The sequence below is a fragment of the Congregibacter sp. genome, from assembly GCF_045107095.1.
In the GTDB taxonomy this organism is placed as follows: Bacteria; Pseudomonadota; Gammaproteobacteria; order Pseudomonadales; family Halieaceae; genus Congregibacter.
The window spans coordinates 1-16967 of record NZ_JBGCFU010000018.1 but is presented as its reverse complement, the minus strand read 5'-3'; the positions used below and the strand labels follow the sequence as shown (position 1 = coordinate 16967).

The following is a 16967-nucleotide window of genomic DNA, read 5'->3' as shown; positions in this document are numbered from 1 at the left end:
CTGTCTAGATTCGCTGGAGTAATACGGCGCTTTCTATGTGCTGTGTGTAAGGGAATTGATCGAACAGCGCGAAATGTTTCACCGAATGGGTATCTGCAAGGGCTTCCAGGTTTTGTTTTAAGGTTGCCGGGTTACACGATACGTAGAGTATGGCTTCAAACTGGCGTACACACTCTAGAGTCGCGTCGTCCAGTCCCGCTCTCGGCGGGTCGACAAACACCGATCGCAGATCGTACTCAGACAGTGGCTTGGGCAACGCCGAGAGTCGTCGAAACTCTCGAACTCCAGCCATCGCTTGACTCACTTCCTCGGCACTCAAGCGTATTACTGCAACATTGTCGATGTGATTGTCGTGGAGGTTTTCTAAAGCAGCACGAGTACCGCTCTTGGAGAGTTCTGTAGCGATGACTTGGGGAAACTGCGAGGCAAGGGGAAGCGTAAAGTTGCCGTTGCCGCAATACAATTCCAGCAAATTCCCCGGGCACTGCGCCGAATGTGTCCAGGCCCAATTGAGCATTTTCTGATTAACCGGTGCATTGGGCTGTACAAACGATTGCTCGTACTGGCGATAGCGATACCAGCGGTCGTTGACGCAAAATTGATCGCTGACGTAATCCTGTCCGATTACGCGCTTTTGCTTACGGCTCCGTCCTACAACTGAGATATCAAATTCTTTGGCGAGCTCACTTGCTTCCAGCTCCCATTGATCATCGACGGGGCGGTGATAAATTAGGGTGACCAGCAGCTCCTTGGTCGTGGTGGCCATGAACTCCGCCTGAAAGAGCTTTCTCCGCAGGGTGGGCCGGGACTTCAGATAAGTTAGGAGTCTTGGCATTAGCTCCCTGATAGGAGCCAGTGCCGGTACAAAGTCTTTGATCGCAACGGGAGCTCGTGGGCTTGCCGGGTCGAACATGACATAGTCAATTTCGTCCTCATCGTGCCAAACGCGAAACTCGGCCCGCACTCGATAAGATTCTGTGGTCGACGGATGGCGCACGGCAGGCGGCAATGAGAGCGGCAGCATGCGTTTTTCAACGTCCTCACACTTGTGTGCGAAGAGTTGATCGTATTCTTGAGCGTTGGTTTCCCAGGGCAGCATAGTCACAAGCAGTTTGCAGGTTTAGGAAGGCCGGCAATTTTACTCGCCAACTTCGCCGGCGAGCCAGGAAAGAGTTTCAATAAATAGATACTGCGGCCCTTATCCTCATCGAGGCGTAATGTGCAGAATTTCACTAATGCACGCATCGCTGGTGAGGAGTCGTAGGTCGCGTAATACTCTCGTAGCAACGCTATGATTTCCCAGTGTGCCTCAGATAAATTGATGGCCTCTGCGCGGGCAAGCTCTTCCGCAACACTCGGATTCCAGTCTGTCTGGTTAACCAGAAACCCTTCTTCGGTCAGCGCAGGAAGCGTTGGTGCACTCATCTCCAAAGAACTTGCGTACGGTAGATCTCGCTCAAGCTTACCCAGCCAGCGTAATCGGTGGAGACCACTGATGAGTGTAAGTCTGTTATGCCGTGGGCGAGCAGGTCTTCTTTCAGGGCGTGGATCAATGCGCCTGTAGCGAGCCAGTCAGTGATGGATGGATGAGAGGCCGCAGCAAGAACCACGGCTTGGCCATTAAGCAGCACGGGATCATCCTTTTCCAATTGCGCCAACAGACGCTGGCCTGCTAGGGATTCCGGCGCACTTGCAAGACAGTGAAGTGATCTGTCAGAGGCTAATGACATGGCTTGCCTCACGCATCAGGGTTCTCAGTTCGTTCTTGGACAGGAGGATTGTAAAGTCTGGAAGGTCTTCTAATGTCAGTCCCAAGGCCTCTACGGCAGTTTCATCTACAAAAACAGCGTCGACGTCATAGAACGGCAGGGATTCTATGACCTTCCGCAATGACTTGCGGCCAATTGCCCCAGTACTTTGCCCTGCTTTGAGCGACAACACGCCCTCGCCACAGAACACCAACTGGGGTTGTTGAGCAAACACGGCCAGGCTCATTGCCAGGTCGAGTGCCGAGCGCGCGAAAGATCCCTCATACGGAGCCCTTTGGAATATCACCAGCGGTGCGGGCTTTGGAGTGTCAGAGGCCATAGCGGTGTTCTAATCTGCGAAGGTCAAAAGGCGGTCGGAGCTGCTGGAAGCCTCCACGAACTCGCCAAGACCTGCGATGGCAAACTCTGGGCGGCAACGATCGCTGTCGCTTCGCCCATCACCAAGGCCAAAGCGTAACGCCGAAGCCACACAGGCAACCAACTGTGTGTCCGTGTCCTGGGCAAAGGCCTGCCAGTTACAGCGAAGGTCCTCTTCATCTGCGCTAGGCTCCGCTCCCGGGAGTGCAGTGAGTACGCCAGCGTCATAGAAAAAGACGCAGGCTATTTCGTGTCCTGCCCGACAGACAGCCTTAGCAAATTCCAGAGCGTGGCGGCAGCTGGAACCGCTATCTGGAGGACTCAATACAAGAAGGGTGTAACGCATGGACGGGGAGTATAAACAATGTGCTCATAAAAAAGCCCCGGACGACGCCGGGGCTCTTCAAAAAATCCGAGACTATTTAATTAAGCTACTGTCCCTCGGATTAATTCCGCGTGATCAGTCGTCGCCGGAAAGAGCAGTCAACAGGTGAAGGATGTGAATGAACAAGTTGTAGATGTTCAGATACAGACTCACCGTGGCGCGGATGTAATTGGTCTCGCCGCCGTTAATGATGCGGCTGGTGTCGAACAATATCAGCCCCGACATGATCATGATTACCGCCGCAGATATTGTCAGCGAGAGCGCTGGAATCGCGAGAAAGATATTAGCAATCATCGCCACGACCGCAACGATAAGTCCGACCATTAAAAAGCCACCCATGAAGGAAAAATCCTTGCGGGTTGTCAGGGCGTAAGCCGACAGTCCAAAGAAGACCACTGCGGTTCCTGCTAAGGCCTGTAAGACCAATGCGGGACCGCCTGGCATCGCCAGGTAGAAATTCAGCATAGGTCCTAGGGATGCCCCCATAACGCCAGTGAAGGCAAAAATCGCAATCAAGCCGTTAGAGCTGTCCGCCGTGCGATTGACCACAAAGAGCAGTCCAAAGCCCACCAAGCTCAGAATCAGAGCGGCGCCTTGAGGAAGTCCCATAAACATGGAGATGCCCGCGGTAATAGCGCTAAACAACAAGGTCATGCCCAAAAGCATGTAAGTGTTTCTCAGAACTTTGTTAGTGCTGACTGCCGCGCCTAGCGCTGCATCAACGTCATACACTCTTGGATTCGCCATTATTTACTGCCTCACAATTAGCTGAGTTGGTGTTACACGCCCTTGGGCGTCTGTATCTAAGACGGTAGTCGCGGTAAAAAGTTCCCAATCCGCGAGCTAAATCGCTTTAGATTTTCTCGTCAAGTGGTTGATAAATAATTGTTTATCGCCATTTTTAACTTTGGCTAAAACCACTCCCAAACCGCAGTATAGCGGTACATCAAAGTTCAAAAAACCACTAATATCTGGTTGGTCAGAGGAGTTGGATGACCACCAGTACGCCCAGCATTATGAAAAAGCCTACCAAAAGGGTCTTGGGCGTAGTTGTCGGCACCACGATTGATCGCACGGCGCTGCCACTAAGCGCCATAGAGACTCGCCAGCCGGCCAAAAGCATGGAAACGGCAAGCGTTGTTAGGCATCCGCTTAGATTCCACCATAGCCAAGACACATCAGGCAGGAATTGCCAGAGGGCTAGATTGAGGGCGACACCCACGGTGAACCCCTTTACTGCAATTGCAGATTTAGTTCCGGGGAGGAACACCGCCACGACGAAGAGCCCCAAGAGAGGGCCGTTAACCACCGAGCTCACTTTGTTGATGGATTCGAGCAGGGTGCTCGCGATATGTTCCACGCCAAAAGAAAAGGCAATAGCGAAGATTCCCCAGCAAAGGGTGATGACTTTGGACTGCATGAATCGCAGTCGCTCGGTGCTTGCACTCGTGGCGGGGAGGAAGTCTTCAAGGGTGCTTGCCGAAAGACTGTTCAATGCAGAATCTATGGAAGACATGGCCGCAGCGAACAGGCCGACGATCGCCAGCCCCGCGAGTCCCGGTGCAAATTCCCGTAAAACAAACGTAGGGAAGACCATGTTCAGGTTAGGCTCCCCCGCGCTTGTTAGAGGTAGTTCACTGATAAATTCGGGTCGGTCCAGTGCATAGGCTGCAAGGCCAAGGCCTAGCAGGCAGTAAGCAAGAACGAGGGGGAAGCGCATGAGTCCGTTGAATACAAGAATTCGATTGAGGTCGACCTCATGTTTTGCAGCCAAAAGTCTTTGAGCTTGGCTTTGATCGCAGCCGTAATAGGCCATGTAAAGAAATAGCCCACCAAACAACATGGGCCAAAACCCGAAGTTTGTTTCTCCGCTCAAGCCCCAATCATTCACCAAAGGTTGACTGCGGTGCGACAGGGTATCCGCGTATTGCCAGAGATCGGGAGAGAGCCATATTAATGACACCACAACCGCGGCGATGAGAAGCAGCATTTGTACCACGTCAGAAATGACCACCGCACGCATGCCTCCGATAACGTCGTAACAGACGGTAACGCCCATGAGTAGCGCCACGGCTGGGATGTAAGCGATGCCCGTAATTAAGGAGAGCACTGAGGCAACGCCATACACCGTGACGCCGGTGGCGATGCCGCGAAAAAACAGAAAGCTCGCACTGGCTGCTAATCGCGCAGCGCGACCGAGGCGTTGCTCGAGAAAAGCGTAGATAGAAATAACACCGCTGCGATGCACCGCTGGGAACAAAAAGGCCAGGCCGAGCATGGCCAGTGGCACTGCCAGTTCATATTGGAGCCAAAGCAAGCCACCGCCAGCGGCAAAACCGACAAAAGCGGGGGCCCCGAGTAAACTGTTCGTAGAGCATTGGGTGGCAAGGATAGACGTCGCCAGCGCAGGAGCCGGCAAGCCTCCACCGAGATAGTAATCCCGCTCATTTTTTTGGTCGCGCCCCAACCATATAGCGAGGGCCATCATCGCTACGAGGTAGCCACCAATCACCCACCAATCAAGGGTAGTCAAACTGCTTGCCTCAGGCCTGCGTAAAAACTCATGATAGGAAACTCTGACCCCGGTATTGGATGAAGGATCGACAAATGAAGAATATCAAAGGATTTGGCATTGGCTTAATCGCAGCAGGCATCTTCTGCTCTCAAACAGCATTATCGGGCGAAGCCGTAGTTTACGAGGTCGCTGGCCAGGAATACGAAGGGTATTTTGAGCCTGCTATGGACAGCCGGGGAACGGTGCTCATCATCCACGACTGGGACGGACTGACTGATTACGAAGTAAAGCGAGCCGAGATGCTTTCTGCCCTGGGCTATAGCGTGTTCGCTGCTGACTTGTACGGGAAAGGGGTTCGTCCTACTGAAACCAAAGACAAAATCGCCAGATCCGGTGAGCTATATAAGGATCGCGAGAAGATGCGTTTGCTCATGCGGGGCGCTTTGGCAGCGGCCTCAGACAGTGGTGCTGATATTGAGGATACAGTGGCTGTTGGATATTGCTTCGGCGGAACGGCCATCCTCGAACTCGCTCGAGCGGGGGAGCCACTAAAAGGTTTTGCCAGCTTTCACGGTGGATTAACCACTCCCGAGGGACAGACTTATGCCGACGCTCAGGGTCCGGTGATGGTGTACCACGGCAGCGCCGACACCGCCGTCAGCATGACGGACTTCGCCTCTCTTGCTGAGCAGCTGGAGTCCCAAGAGATACCTCATGAAATGACCACCTACAGTGGTGCTCCCCACGCTTTCAGTGTCTTTGGGAGCGCGCGGTATCAAGAAAAGGCCGACCTGCAGTCGTGGGCATCTTTCACGAGCTTCCTCGATGAAACTTTGGCGCAATGAAGTTGTTTATCGAGGTGGTTGTGGGAAGTTTTTTGAGTCTACAAGGTCGAGTGCGGGTTTCGAACTTAACGGCATGGGTTGCTCTGTCTAGCGCGGCGCTCCTAAGTATTTCTTTCTCGCAGGCACAGAGTGCTCCCCCGGGAGAGGTGCTGCCGCTCTACGACATTGCAGCTGCCCCGTCTTCTGAGCGGATAATGAGCGATATAGAGACGTTGGTGAATTTTGGTACTCGCCATACCGCTTCCGACGCTGAGAGTGACAGTCGCGGGATTGGCGCAGCGCGACGTTGGATTTTTGATGAGTTTGAGCGTATTTCCGATAGCTGCAACGGCTGTCTTGAAGTGATCTACGTCGGTGAGACCGTTTCAGGAGAACGCAGGGTTCCTGATGCTGTGGAAATTGTGTCGGTCTTAGCGATACAGCGCGGGGCGCTGGATCCTGACCGTATGGTGCTTATGTCCGGAGACATAGATAGCCGAGTTTCCGATGTCATGAATTCCACCTCAGATAGTCCCGGTGCCAACGACAATGCATCTGGGGTCGCGGGCGTGTTGGAGGCCGCGAGGGTCCTCAGTCAGTATCGTTTTGATGGCAGCATCGTTTACGCCGCACTTGCGGGCGAAGAACAGGGACTCATCGGCGGGCGTATCGTTGCTGCTCACGCTTTGGAAGAGGGCTGGCAGATTAAGGCTGTTCTTAACAACGATATGATCTCGAACATCTCAGGGATCGACGGAGTGATCAACAATACCGTCGCCCGTGTGTTTTCCGAGGGCACTCGGGCGGTAGAAACCGAAGAGGAGGCTCGGGCCAGGCGTTTTACCGGGGGCGAGGTGGACAGCCCGTCGCGAAACCTCGCACGCTATATCAACATCATGGCCGACGACTACATGACCAATCTCACTGTCGAGATGGTGTATCGCCTGGATCGCTTTGGTAGAGGAGGGCATCACCGGCCGTTCAATGCAGTGGGCATTCCCGGCGTTCGAATTATGGAAACGCATGAGCACTATGACCGACAGCATCAAGACCTTCGGGTAGAAAACGGGAGAGTCTTCGGCGATACCCTCGATGGGGTGAACGCGGGCTACGCCGCAAAACTCACTGGACTCAACGCGATCACGATGGCTGGTATCGCCGGTGCCCCACCGTTCCCCGCAGACGTCAAGGCAGCTGGCGCTGTACGCGCATCAGCTACTTTGAGCTGGGAGCACGGGGGTACGGAACTCGCTAGAAAGAATCTAGCCGGCTACCGCGTGTGGTGGCGTAAGACCACCGCTCCTCAGTGGACGCACTCGCGCTTTGTAGGAAACGTCACTGAGTGGGAGTTCACAAACCTGGTGATCGATAACTACTTCTTCGGAGTGTCATCGGTCGCGGCCGACGGTAGTGAAACACCCGTGGTGTTCCCGGGGCCAGCGGGGGCGTTCTAAAACAGTTTGGCTAAGTTCGGTCCTAGGCAGCGTTTAACAAATCCGCAAACGTAGTTTCCATTTTTGCTATGTCCACAGGCTTGGGAATGAAGCCGGAGAATTGGCGCATCTCTGAAGAGTCGGTGTCGTGCCGTAGCACGTCGGCACTGAGGGCTACGATAGGTATATCGTGATTAAACTCGCGTATTGCCTTCGTTGCATCGATACCAGACATCACGGGCATTTGTAGATCCATGAGTATTAGATCGAAGGACTCTGAGCTCACCGCGTCCACAGCTTCCCGTCCGTTGTTTGCAACGCTGTGGGTAAGCCCAAATTTTTCGACGATAAGGGCAACGAGCATCTGGTTCGCAGGGGAGTCCTCAGCGATGAGGATGTGGCCCTTGAACTGCTGAGGTGCGGAGAGTGTGTCGGGCTCGGGTGACTCTGGAGCGGTTTGCTCCGTCTTGACCGGACCCGTCACCTCTTCGGTCTTAATGGTTAATCGGAAAAGACTGCCTCGCTCCTGGGGGACATACTCGATATCACCATCGAGGAGCCTGGCGAGGTTCTGGCTAATATACAGGCCAAGACCTGCGCCTCCGTGGGTACGATTCATGCCCGTGTTTGCCTGGGAGAATTTCTCAAACAATTTGCTTCTGAACTCTTCTGGGACGCCTATACCGGTGTCACTCACCTCAAAGACTATTGAGCTGGAGTCGCTCTTGTAGGCCACGGCTAAGCCCACCGTTCCTTCTTCCGTAAATTTGATGGCATTAGCGACTAGGTTCAACAAAATTTGATTTAGGCGTCTTGCGTCGATCAAAATGTAGTCGGGTATCGAAGATCCCTTTGTGAACTTCAGTCCGACGCCTTTGCTATCGGCCTCCGGTTTGAGGATGCGAAGGAGGTTATCGAGTAGTGCGGGCAGGTTAGTGAGCTCTGAATCGATCTCCAGCTGACCCTTCTCGGCTTTGTTGAGATCAAGAACATCATCAATCAAGGCCGCAAGATGCTTTGCGCCAAACACGACAGCTTCAAGCTTTTCCCTATCCGCTGGAGAAAGTTCGTTCTGGGACGCGAGGTTTTCCGAGTAGCCCAGCACGGCCGTTAGGGGTGTGCGCATTTCGTGGCTCATATTGGCTATAAACTCAGATTTAACCGAGTTAGCCTTGTCCAGTTCGTCAAGGTTCTCCAACAAGGCTTTTGTGCGATTCTCAATGCGCATCGAGAATATGTACGAAAAGGCCGTCACGAGTGACAGGGTGATCGCCATTCTTACGCCAATAGCGTTACCCAGTAGTTCAGCAGATAGGGGTACGACCACGGCGATAAAGATAACATTGGAAATTAAGGCTACACGTTTGTTGACGACTAAAAATGAGGCGACAACGACCACATAGGCCCAGTAGATGCCAAAGGCATTAGAGTAGATCGCCATGATTACCGCTGTGCCTCCGGCAAACAGAGTTGCCACGACAAGAAGCAATGTGGGTTGAAAGAAGAATAGAAGCACGGCGTTTAGGAGCATTGCAGCCGCCAAAACCAGATCCACTACGCCAAGCGCTGCGAAGCCTGTATAGAAGTTATTGATCCCGAACAGGCACAGTACTGCCGACATAATGAGGCAGATGTTTCTAAGCACTGACTGGTCTATAACCAGATCGAGATTGCCTCTCTCTTGAAGGGCCTGTGCGTCGGTGGGTCTTGCCGCCGCCCAGGCGTCTGCCTGTTTAGACCACACTTTTATTCCCTCTATCAACCGTGGCGCTCAATCGTGACGAATAGCTGTAGCTCTAAGCCAAGGGTTTTTTTCCAATATTTTTGGAACCGAACACAGTCTAAAGCAAAACCATGATCACACAACGATCAGAGATCGGTGTTTATTGAGAGTCTTTAGGGAGGTTCAATAGAAAATGGCGAACAAAAAAGGGCTGCCCATAGGCAGCCCTTTCTAAGAAATTATGGCGGTGGGCTAAGGATTCGAACCTTAGGAAGGGATAAACCTTCAACGGTTTTCAAGACCGCCGCTTTCGACCACTCAGCCAGCCCACCGGATTCTCGCGCCGCGAGAGGCGCAGATTATACCTACTGTTTCTGGCGAGGCAACGGTAGTTTCATTTTTGTTGCGCCAATCTAGATGTACGCGTTCTTAGCTACAGATTTACTCTAATGCGGATCCATCTTCAGAGTAGATAACCCATATTTTTTTGTAGCCATCGGTCTCCCAGATCCCGGTCCACTCTTTGGGAATAGTGACCGCTTCGCCAGCAGATATTTTGGTCACCGTGCCATCGCTGGAGGTGAGGGTGACTCCGCCTTCAAGAAAGTACATGAATTCGTCGACGCCGTAGGGCTCATTGATCTCCCATCTGGACTTTCCGGCGAGGTACATACCGCTGGCGAAGCGACCATCTGATGAGAGGAGCGAGGTGACATCCCAGACGGTATCGCTGCCTTCTCCTTTTACGAGAGTGCCGGGTCTGTCAAAAATGGCGCCAGCGATATCCTCGCTATTCATCGTTGCGGGGTAAACGGTGGTTTCTGCCTGAGAAAATGGTACTGCCGCGCTAAGCAAGACGCTGCCAACAACTGCGTGCAGTATTTTCTTTGACCAAATTCGATTCACGATGTGCCTCCTGACGTTAGTCGTTTCTGTTTTCATGTTTTTCTAAGGTATATCAAAAGACGTATCCCATGACGAGATAGCCGAAGGCTGCAATGCCAGCCGCAATTAGTGCGAAGGGCAGCTGCGTGAGGGCGTGCTGCATTGGTGTGCAACCTGTTGCCTGAGCTGTAAGCACTGTTGCATCGGAGTAGAAGCAGGCGTGGCTCCCAAAGGTGCTGGCTGACAGAGTGGCGCCAATTAGGAGCGTCATATCGGAGCCTACGCTGTTTCCGAGAGCGACCACAATGGGTAGGATTATCACAAAAACGCCCCAATTTGATCCTGTCAGGAAAGACACGAGGCCCATAGAGACAAATATAACTACGGGTAGACTTTCTGCGCTGAGCATCGGTTCCAGCGAGGCAACTACAAAGCTGGCCATCCCCAAATCATCATTTATCTCTTTCAGAATAAAGGCGGCAATGAGCACAGCGAGAGGTTCGATCATGGTCTTAAAGCCATCTAAAACTGTGTCAAAGGTATCGTGAAGGTCGAGAATCTTCATGCTGAGTACAACGACGATAGTTGCTCCCAGAGTGATGTAGATGCCTACTAGGAAGTCATTCCCCGATGCGATCGTGGCGCCCACGAGACACACCATGGGCGCGATGAACAACCACAGCCGTGGTTTTACGCCAGCCTTTGGCTCGATCGATCGATTAGCATTCTCGATATGCTGCGCCTCAGGGGGAACGGTAACGCCCGTTGAACGAGCCCGTTCTTCGGCCGCACGCATGCTGCCAAGAGAGGGTATCCAGCCCGCTATGACCAGGGGCACGACCAGAACAGCCGCCCAGGCGTAAAACATGTAGGGGATGGCGCTTATGTAGACCGCAAGCCCGCCGCCCTCGTCAGCAAGACCATTCGCAACGATCAGGCCTGAAAAAAACGCACCCCAAGTAGAGTAGGGAATGATGACGCTAATAGGGGCGGCAGTGGAATCTACAACGTAAGCGAGCTTTTCCCGAGAGATGCGAAACTTGTCGGTGATATCCCGCATTGCCGCGCCAACCGCGAGGGAATTTAGGTAGTCATCGACAAACATAGCGATGCCCAGCAGCCAGGTGGCAAGGAGTGCTCGTCGATCATCCCCGACGCGATCGCTGACAAATTGCGTAAACGCTGTGCTACCTCCGCAGCGCATTAGGAGCGCGATGAGGCCACCCATGAGTCCGCATACCAAGATAACCCAAGCGACGTCTGGATCGGTAAGTACGGCTATAGAAGCCTCTGCCATACCTGTTACGAAGCCGCTGCCAAAAAGCATGAGCAGGCCCAACAGAGAACCACAGAGGAGAGATTCGATAGGGCGCCGCGTCCAAACGGCAAGGGTAAAGACGAGCGCGGTAGGAAGAAGGCTTAGTGCGCCCGCGTCATTGGGTTCCATATCCTCAGCTTAGCTGTTCGCGGGTGGCGCGATAGGCTGCGTCGATGGCTCCGTCTACAAAGGCGTAAGCAGAGGCATCAGAGTTCGCGATGGAAATTCGACCCATTTGTCGTGCGCCCAAGAGGTGAGGGCCATTCTTAGGTCCATACTCTGGCGGATCAGAGTAGTCGTTGTATTCGTAGGCGTAGCCATGGGGCCAGCGGTTCACCGTAATGGCAGCAATATCCCGTTCGGCATCAAAGCTAGTTCCGCCCAGCCCGCCGCTAATCTGTCTGAGAATACGAGTCTCCATATCATCCCAACTCATGGCGTACATCGCTTTGCGACCGATAACGTGTTGTTGCTTTGCGCTTAGCCCCTGGTCGGGCGCGCAGGGCACGACACTGCCATGAAGTATGGCCGCCTGGTCTGGGCTGTTAGGGTACTTGACGCCCCCCATTGTCACCGGGAAATCCATGCCGAAGGAGTGCATAAAGTCGGACTGCAAAACATTGATGCGATGCATGCCGAGTTCTGCAAAGGGCCGCCAATTGCGTACCGCGACACTGATGTAAATGAGTGGCACTTTGGTTGCGTAGTCGATGGCCTCTCTTTGGTCGGCAGGCAACTCCGGCGCAAGGTGCGGAATGATACCGTTGTAGCAGGCCAAGACCGCGTGTTTTCCACGGACGCGGTAAGTCTTTCCGTCGCGAACGTAGCTAACATCGACAGCAGATTCGTCTGCCGTGTGGCGCACACTGACCGCCGTGCTGTTTAGTCGTACTCGGCAAGAGTTGGAGCGTAGGTCGAGCTTTCCGTAGTCGGTGTTCGCTAAAACCAGGTCCTCCATCGTCGACCCGGGCACCGCGCTGGGAATAAGCTTGCGGAGAATCGCCCGAGCGACCCCCGCGTTGCCATCCGGGAAATGGAAGATATAGGGTTCATCTCTTACGGGTTCGTCGGAACTGCCTTCGGGGATATCAAGATACGCAGTGCCGGGCATGCCCATGTCGGTCGCTGCAAATGCGGAAAGCGCATCCCATCCAACTCCCCACCAGCCGCGAGCGCCGTCTCGAAAAAGGTAGTACACATCCTCGGGAACGCCCACGACGGAGAGCAAGAACTCTCGATAGGTTTGTTTGCGGAGCCATTCGACGCGTTTGTCTTTCGGAATGTGTGCTGCGTAATTGGTTGTGCTGTTCATGAGTGAGAGCAGAGCCAATCGCGCGGCATCGGAAATGGGGTAGTCCTTGACGTCTTCTTCGCTAAGTTCTGTGTCTTCAGCGCTTCGCCAGGTATTGAGCCCGGGGAGAGTCAGATCTTGACCGTATATCTCTTTTGAGAAGTAGGTGCCGCGACCGAGCTTCTCGTCAGAGAAGAACTGTTGATCGAAGTAGTCGTAGAAGCGATCTGTCACAATTCCAACGTCCCGCAGTAGTTGTGCCGCCGCGGGGGAGTAACTGCTTGGCGTATCGATAGACTGACTGCCGCCGTAACCAACGAGCTTTTCACCATCCACGGTGAACTCATTCCTTCGTGCATGCCCTCCGAAATCGTCGTGGTTGTCGATAATCAGGATGCGGCTGCCTGGACCTTTCTCCTGTTGCCAGTAAAACGCAGCGGCAAGGCCCGATATCCCGCCACCCACGACCACAAGATCATAATCATCGTCGGTTTGCTCACGAGGCTCAGAAAACTGCTTGCCGCCCCAAGCCATTGCATGGGCTACGTCAAAGGACCCGGGTTGGCTGCCTCTCATTCCCGTGAGAGCGGGAGGATAGGGTGCGGCACTCGACTGCGCCAGCACCTCTAAGGGTGTAAGAGCTCCCGCGGTGGTACCAAGCGCTATGCCGCCAAGAAAGTCTCGGCGCGTAATCTTAAGCCGAGAGGGCATGATGAATCCTTAGAGGTTCCAGGTGAATCGCATACCAACCGTGCGAGGCCTGCTTGGGCTAATGCTTGACTGAACATAGGGTTGGCCGCCTATGCTGATTCCGCCTTCTGCGTCGTAGTACTCGTCGTCGAGTAAGTTCTCTACGTAGAGCGCCAAGGCCCAACCCGATTCGGAGCGGTAGCCACCCAAGGCCTGAACCTCGGTATAACTGCCTGTTTCTTGAAGGCCAGCTGCTACAGTGGCAGGGACGAACGGCTCCCAATCAGTGACGGCATCGTCCTCCCAGCTAGCAGTTAAGTTCCCATAGAGTTCACCGGAGCCAAAGGGCAGCACGGCGTCAATCGTTCCATAGGCCGTCCACTCCGGGATGCCCGGCGCAGGGGATCCCTCACAGATGGTGTCGTCGCCCAGTAGCGCGAGACCGCCAGTGCACTGTGCCTGGATGTTCGAACCCTCGGTGTCGAGCCACGATATGCCTAGGCCAAAGCTGATTACCTCGGTGAGGGCCACATTCCACACACCCTCGGCACCCAGGCCATCAAGCTCGGCATTACATACCTCCACAATAGGTGAGCCGGGCTCGCTGCATGTGGTTTGTAAGCCCTCATAGGCATAGGAGAACGCGTTTAGGGATAGCTGACTTCGTCCATCCCACTGTGTGGCTTTGTAACCAACTTCGTAGGAGACTACCGTCTCTGAGTCGAAGGAGGTGGGACGGTTCACGCCGGGCAGGGCTTCGCCGCCAAAGGGGACATCAGATACAAAGAAACTGTTGAAACCACCCTGTTTGTAGCCTGTAGTGACACTGAAGTAGACCAAGGTGTCATCGTTGGGTCGCCAGTTCACGACGCCACGCCATGTTGGTTCACTCCAGCTTAGCGTGTCGGATACGGCACCCTCAGGCGTTGTAAACCCTGTCTGGACCACCTGGCCGAGCAGGCTGCCATTGCGCTCACTCAGGACCCTTTGGGAGAACTCCTTTTCGTCGTCGTTGTAGCGCACACCGAAGCTGGCATCCAGTTGCTCGGAGAAGCGGAACTGCAGGTCGACGTAAGCTGCCCAGCCCTGGAACACCCCTTCTGTGCGGTTCCAGTCGTCGATCAATCCGTTGTTGCTACTGGGTGTCCAAGTGCTAGTGCCAAAGTAATACACCAAGTAATCACTCAGGCCGTAGTAATTATAGTAATCAAAGACGCCTTGGCAGTTATCACCCCAGTAGACGTTGCAGTAAACATCTTCTTCCTGTTGACCAAGGAACTCACTATCTATGTCCTCACGGTAATAGGATACGCCGGCATACCAATTGAACATTCCATCGTTGTCAGAGGTTAGGCGCAGTTCTTGTTCAAAGTACTCACCTTCCTGATCCTGTTCGTAATTAAAGATAGTGAGGTTTGTCGCGTCAAAATCTTCCGTGTAATTGTATTCATGGGTCTTGTAACCAGTGAGCGACGTGAGAGTTGCCCAGCCAAGGTCATAATTCAGTTCAAAGCCAAGTTGAAAGACTTCGCCGCGGTCGAAAATACCGTTATTGGGGCCATCAATGCGTACATCTCGAGGATCAGACGGCAGTGCTATATCGCCGTAAATACTCTCGAGAAATTCGTAAGAAGCACCGCGACCCGTGGCACGATAAATTGTGCCGGACTGATCGCGGTCCTCGTATTCCAAAAAGAGCGTTGCTGTGAGCGCGCCACCAGCGTCATAAACGCCAGTGAGACGTAGAGCGCTCTTCTCATGCTGGATAAAATCCTCACCCGTAAGCTCATTATTCACGTAGCCATCTTCGCGGGAGTGTAAGCCCGCAACACGGACGCTAATCGAGTCACTGACATCGAAGTTGCTTGCACCCTCAACTCTGAAAATACCGCGTTCACCCGCGCGCACATCGATGTAAGCGTCGGCATCATCCTGAACAGGACGACGACTGATGATGTTCATGGCGCCGGCGATAGAGTTTCTGCCGAAAAGAAAACCCTGAGGTCCTCGAAGAATTTCGGATCGCTCCAGATCAAAAACACTGGTGACTGCCGCTCCGTTGCGGCCTTGGTAGAAGCCGTTTTTATAAATACCTAAAGAGGGGTCCGCACCGTTACCGAAATCGTTAGTAGTAATACCTCTTACGGCCACGGTATCCAGAAAACTGTCTTTCGAGTTGCCGGTAACACCCGGTGTAAAGGCAATCAGGTCTTTTACGTCGTCGGTGTTTACTGTGCGTAGAAAATCGCCCGACAGAGCTTGTACCGCAAGGGCGACGTCCATGACGGACTCCGCACGTTTGGTCGCGGTAACGATGACCTCTTCCAGCTGCTGCGCTTGAACGGTGCTGACGGAAAGAGCGGCTGATACCGCCAAGGCGAGATGCTGTCTGGACAGTAAGGGGCGGCTGAAGCCTTGTTGTGACTGGGTCGGTGGCAGGGTTTCTGGCATGGTTGTGCTGGAATTGGCTGATGACTCTTTGTACATGCTACTCATGAGAACCCCTCGTTCGTTGCGTAATAGCTCGGGCCACCGTGTGCGCCTTTGGCTGATGCACCGGGTTTCGTAGCGAACCCTTGTTGTAGCGATCCAATCTAGACTACGAAACTACGGGGATCCAGACAAGCGTTAGATCATTAGATTCGCCACCCATATTGGGGTATCACGCTAGTGCTCGAAAGGTACCGCTAGCCTCTCGAGTTCCTGTCGCATGGGGGCTAGTTGAGTTTCGTAGCGCCTCCAACGCCCAACGGATCTCGTATGAGCGGCTTCCCTTACTTGAACCACGCTCGCAGTGGTTACGGCTCCGCTTTGTTGGTAGAAATCCAGACACTGATTTTCCCATGGTAGTTCAAGATAGCTGAGAAGAGCATGGGCGTGGGGCTCTGGGTTGGCCGCGACCTTTTCGTAATCAAGTTCGTGGTATCTGTCACCAAAACGCTCGCGCCAGTCAGCCATCAGATCGTAATAGCGGCCATGATGCCGCGCCATTTCCTCTTGGTCATAAGAGTGAGGGTAGGCGTCCGCAAATAGCTGTTTGAAACTCGCGAAGCAGGCGTCCATGGGGCTGCGACGGACATGGATGATTTTGGCATTGGGTAACGCAGCCAGGATGAGCGGTACAAAGCGGAAGTTCACGGGGAGCTTGTCCACGAAGCGGGCTTTGTCGCCCTGCATAGGCTGAGTCAGAGTTAGATACGCGCGTCCTAGTTGCTCGGGATCCAGATTAGCTGCAGCCTGAAACACCTCCTTCAGGCTGCCATCCCCTTGGGTACCCAGGAGTCGGCGACAAGCCCCCTCAAATTGGCGTAACTCACCCGCTGAGTGCACCGCGCTATGACTACTGATGATCCGTTCAATTAAAGTGGTACCCGTGCGCGGCTGACCCACGATGAAAATAGGTGCTGTGCTCGGCGCGCCCGGCGCACGGGAGCCCAACCAGTCGCGTGTATAGGTCTTGCTGAGGATTTCGAAGAGATCTATCTCAGCGCGCTCGTTGTAGTTTAATGATCGGCGACGCGCCTTTGCGCCATCTGCGAAGGCATCAAAAGCCTCCGGCCATTCTTGAAGATCCTCTAGTTCCTTGCCTTTTGCGTAGGACAGGAATGCTCGATCGCTATCGCGCAGCGTGTCTGTGTGCAATATGGCCGTGATTTCATCTATGTGTTGACGACCCTTCGCTTTCTCAAGACTCGATAACAACCAGTGAGCATTCGCGTGCCTGGGATTTTTAGCAATAGCGGCTTCAAGGCGTGATCTAGCACCCGCGAAATCACC

At 53.7% G+C, this 16967-nt stretch carries 15 protein-coding genes and 1 tRNA gene; 2 read left to right on the top strand and 14 right to left on the bottom strand.

What is annotated here, in order from left to right:
* Positions 1-4: 4 nt before the first annotated feature.
* The 7 genes from trmA to AB8B76_RS03855 form a co-directional block, all read right to left on the bottom strand.
* Positions 5-1099, bottom strand: coding sequence for a tRNA (uridine(54)-C5)-methyltransferase TrmA (trmA, locus tag AB8B76_RS03885; protein WP_405270516.1), 1095 nt, complete (start codon positions 1097-1099; stop codon positions 5-7).
* A 2-nt stretch (positions 1100-1101) separates the two neighbouring features.
* Positions 1102-1425, bottom strand: a complete 324-nt coding sequence (locus tag AB8B76_RS03880) for a TusE/DsrC/DsvC family sulfur relay protein (RefSeq protein ID WP_405270459.1) — start codon at positions 1423-1425, stop codon at positions 1102-1104.
* A complete protein-coding gene (locus tag AB8B76_RS03875) occupies positions 1422-1730 on the bottom strand; it encodes a DsrH/TusB family sulfur metabolism protein (protein ID WP_405270458.1) in 309 nt (102 codons plus the stop codon). The genes AB8B76_RS03880 and AB8B76_RS03875 overlap by 4 nt, the downstream gene beginning before the upstream one ends.
* On the bottom strand, positions 1714-2088 hold the full coding sequence (locus AB8B76_RS03870) for a DsrE family protein (RefSeq protein WP_405270456.1): 375 nt from the start codon (positions 2086-2088) through the stop codon (positions 1714-1716). Before AB8B76_RS03870 ends, AB8B76_RS03875 begins: the two co-directional genes overlap by 17 nt.
* 9 nt (positions 2089-2097) lie before the next feature.
* Positions 2098-2472 carry a sulfurtransferase complex subunit TusD gene (tusD, locus tag AB8B76_RS03865; RefSeq protein ID WP_405270454.1) on the bottom strand — a complete coding sequence of 125 codons (375 nt, stop codon included), beginning with the start codon at positions 2470-2472 and terminating at the stop codon, positions 2098-2100.
* 114 nt (positions 2473-2586) lie between these two features.
* Positions 2587-3258: a Bax inhibitor-1/YccA family protein gene (locus AB8B76_RS03860; RefSeq protein WP_405270452.1), complete on the bottom strand. Its 672-nt coding sequence runs from the start codon at positions 3256-3258 to the stop codon at positions 2587-2589.
* 232 nt (positions 3259-3490) lie between these two features.
* A complete protein-coding gene (locus AB8B76_RS03855) occupies positions 3491-5044 on the bottom strand; it encodes a sodium:solute symporter family transporter (protein WP_405270450.1) in 1554 nt (517 codons plus the stop codon).
* Positions 5045-5118: 74 nt separating this feature from the next.
* Here AB8B76_RS03855 and AB8B76_RS03850 point away from each other — a divergent pair, with 74 nt between their 5' ends.
* Both AB8B76_RS03850 and AB8B76_RS03845 read left to right on the top strand, forming a co-directional pair.
* Positions 5119-5871 carry a dienelactone hydrolase family protein gene (locus AB8B76_RS03850; RefSeq protein WP_405270448.1) on the top strand — a complete coding sequence of 251 codons (753 nt, stop codon included), beginning with the start codon at positions 5119-5121 and terminating at the stop codon, positions 5869-5871.
* Complete coding sequence (locus AB8B76_RS03845; RefSeq protein WP_405270446.1) at positions 5868-7304, top strand: M28 family peptidase; 1437 nt, start codon at positions 5868-5870, stop codon at positions 7302-7304. Before AB8B76_RS03850 ends, AB8B76_RS03845 begins: the two co-directional genes overlap by 4 nt.
* A gap of 22 nt (positions 7305-7326) precedes the next feature.
* On the opposite strand, the gene AB8B76_RS03840 is transcribed toward AB8B76_RS03845, so the two are convergent.
* The 7 genes from AB8B76_RS03840 to AB8B76_RS03810 form a co-directional block, all read right to left on the bottom strand.
* The gene (locus AB8B76_RS03840; RefSeq protein WP_405270444.1) at positions 7327-9027 is read right to left on the bottom strand and encodes an ATP-binding protein; all 1701 of its coding nucleotides are present in this window, start codon (positions 9025-9027) and stop codon (positions 7327-7329) included.
* A gap of 221 nt (positions 9028-9248) precedes the next feature.
* Positions 9249-9338 (bottom strand) — tRNA-Ser (locus tag AB8B76_RS03835).
* A gap of 109 nt (positions 9339-9447) precedes the next feature.
* Positions 9448-9912: a cupin domain-containing protein gene (locus tag AB8B76_RS03830; RefSeq protein ID WP_405270442.1), complete on the bottom strand. Its 465-nt coding sequence runs from the start codon at positions 9910-9912 to the stop codon at positions 9448-9450.
* A gap of 52 nt (positions 9913-9964) precedes the next feature.
* Positions 9965-11338 carry a Na+/H+ antiporter NhaC family protein gene (locus AB8B76_RS03825; protein WP_405270440.1) on the bottom strand — a complete coding sequence of 458 codons (1374 nt, stop codon included), beginning with the start codon at positions 11336-11338 and terminating at the stop codon, positions 9965-9967.
* A 4-nt stretch (positions 11339-11342) separates the two neighbouring features.
* Entirely contained in the window at positions 11343-13211 is a 1869-nt protein-coding gene (locus AB8B76_RS03820; protein ID WP_405270438.1) for an NAD(P)-binding protein, read from the bottom strand.
* Positions 13212-13220: 9 nt separating this feature from the next.
* Positions 13221-15686 (bottom strand): TonB-dependent receptor, encoded by a 2466-nt coding sequence (locus AB8B76_RS03815; protein WP_405270436.1) that lies wholly within the window; start codon positions 15684-15686, stop codon positions 13221-13223.
* Between the two features lie 171 nt (positions 15687-15857).
* On the bottom strand, positions 15858-16967 hold a 1110-nt coding region (locus tag AB8B76_RS03810), incomplete at its 5' end, for a sulfotransferase family protein (protein ID WP_405270434.1).

Coding starts and splice junctions, on each gene's coding strand:
- AB8B76_RS03845 (WP_405270446.1), top strand. CDS start 5,868: ATGAAGTTGTTTATCGAGGTGGTTGTGGGAAGTTTTTTGAGTCTACAA.
- trmA (WP_405270516.1), bottom strand. CDS start 1,099: ATGCTGCCCTGGGAAACCAACGCTCAAGAATACGATCAACTCTTCGCA.
- AB8B76_RS03880 (WP_405270459.1), bottom strand. CDS start 1,425: ATGAGTGCACCAACGCTTCCTGCGCTGACCGAAGAAGGGTTTCTGGTT.
- AB8B76_RS03820 (WP_405270438.1), bottom strand. CDS start 13,211: ATGCCCTCTCGGCTTAAGATTACGCGCCGAGACTTTCTTGGCGGCATA.
- AB8B76_RS03850 (WP_405270448.1), top strand. CDS start 5,119: ATGAAGAATATCAAAGGATTTGGCATTGGCTTAATCGCAGCAGGCATC.
- tusD (WP_405270454.1), bottom strand. CDS start 2,472: ATGCGTTACACCCTTCTTGTATTGAGTCCTCCAGATAGCGGTTCCAGC.
- AB8B76_RS03875 (WP_405270458.1), bottom strand. CDS start 1,730: ATGTCATTAGCCTCTGACAGATCACTTCACTGTCTTGCAAGTGCGCCG.
- AB8B76_RS03860 (WP_405270452.1), bottom strand. CDS start 3,258: ATGGCGAATCCAAGAGTGTATGACGTTGATGCAGCGCTAGGCGCGGCA.
- AB8B76_RS03870 (WP_405270456.1), bottom strand. CDS start 2,088: ATGGCCTCTGACACTCCAAAGCCCGCACCGCTGGTGATATTCCAAAGG.
- AB8B76_RS03815 (WP_405270436.1), bottom strand. CDS start 15,686: ATGAGTAGCATGTACAAAGAGTCATCAGCCAATTCCAGCACAACCATG.
- AB8B76_RS03825 (WP_405270440.1), bottom strand. CDS start 11,338: ATGGAACCCAATGACGCGGGCGCACTAAGCCTTCTTCCTACCGCGCTC.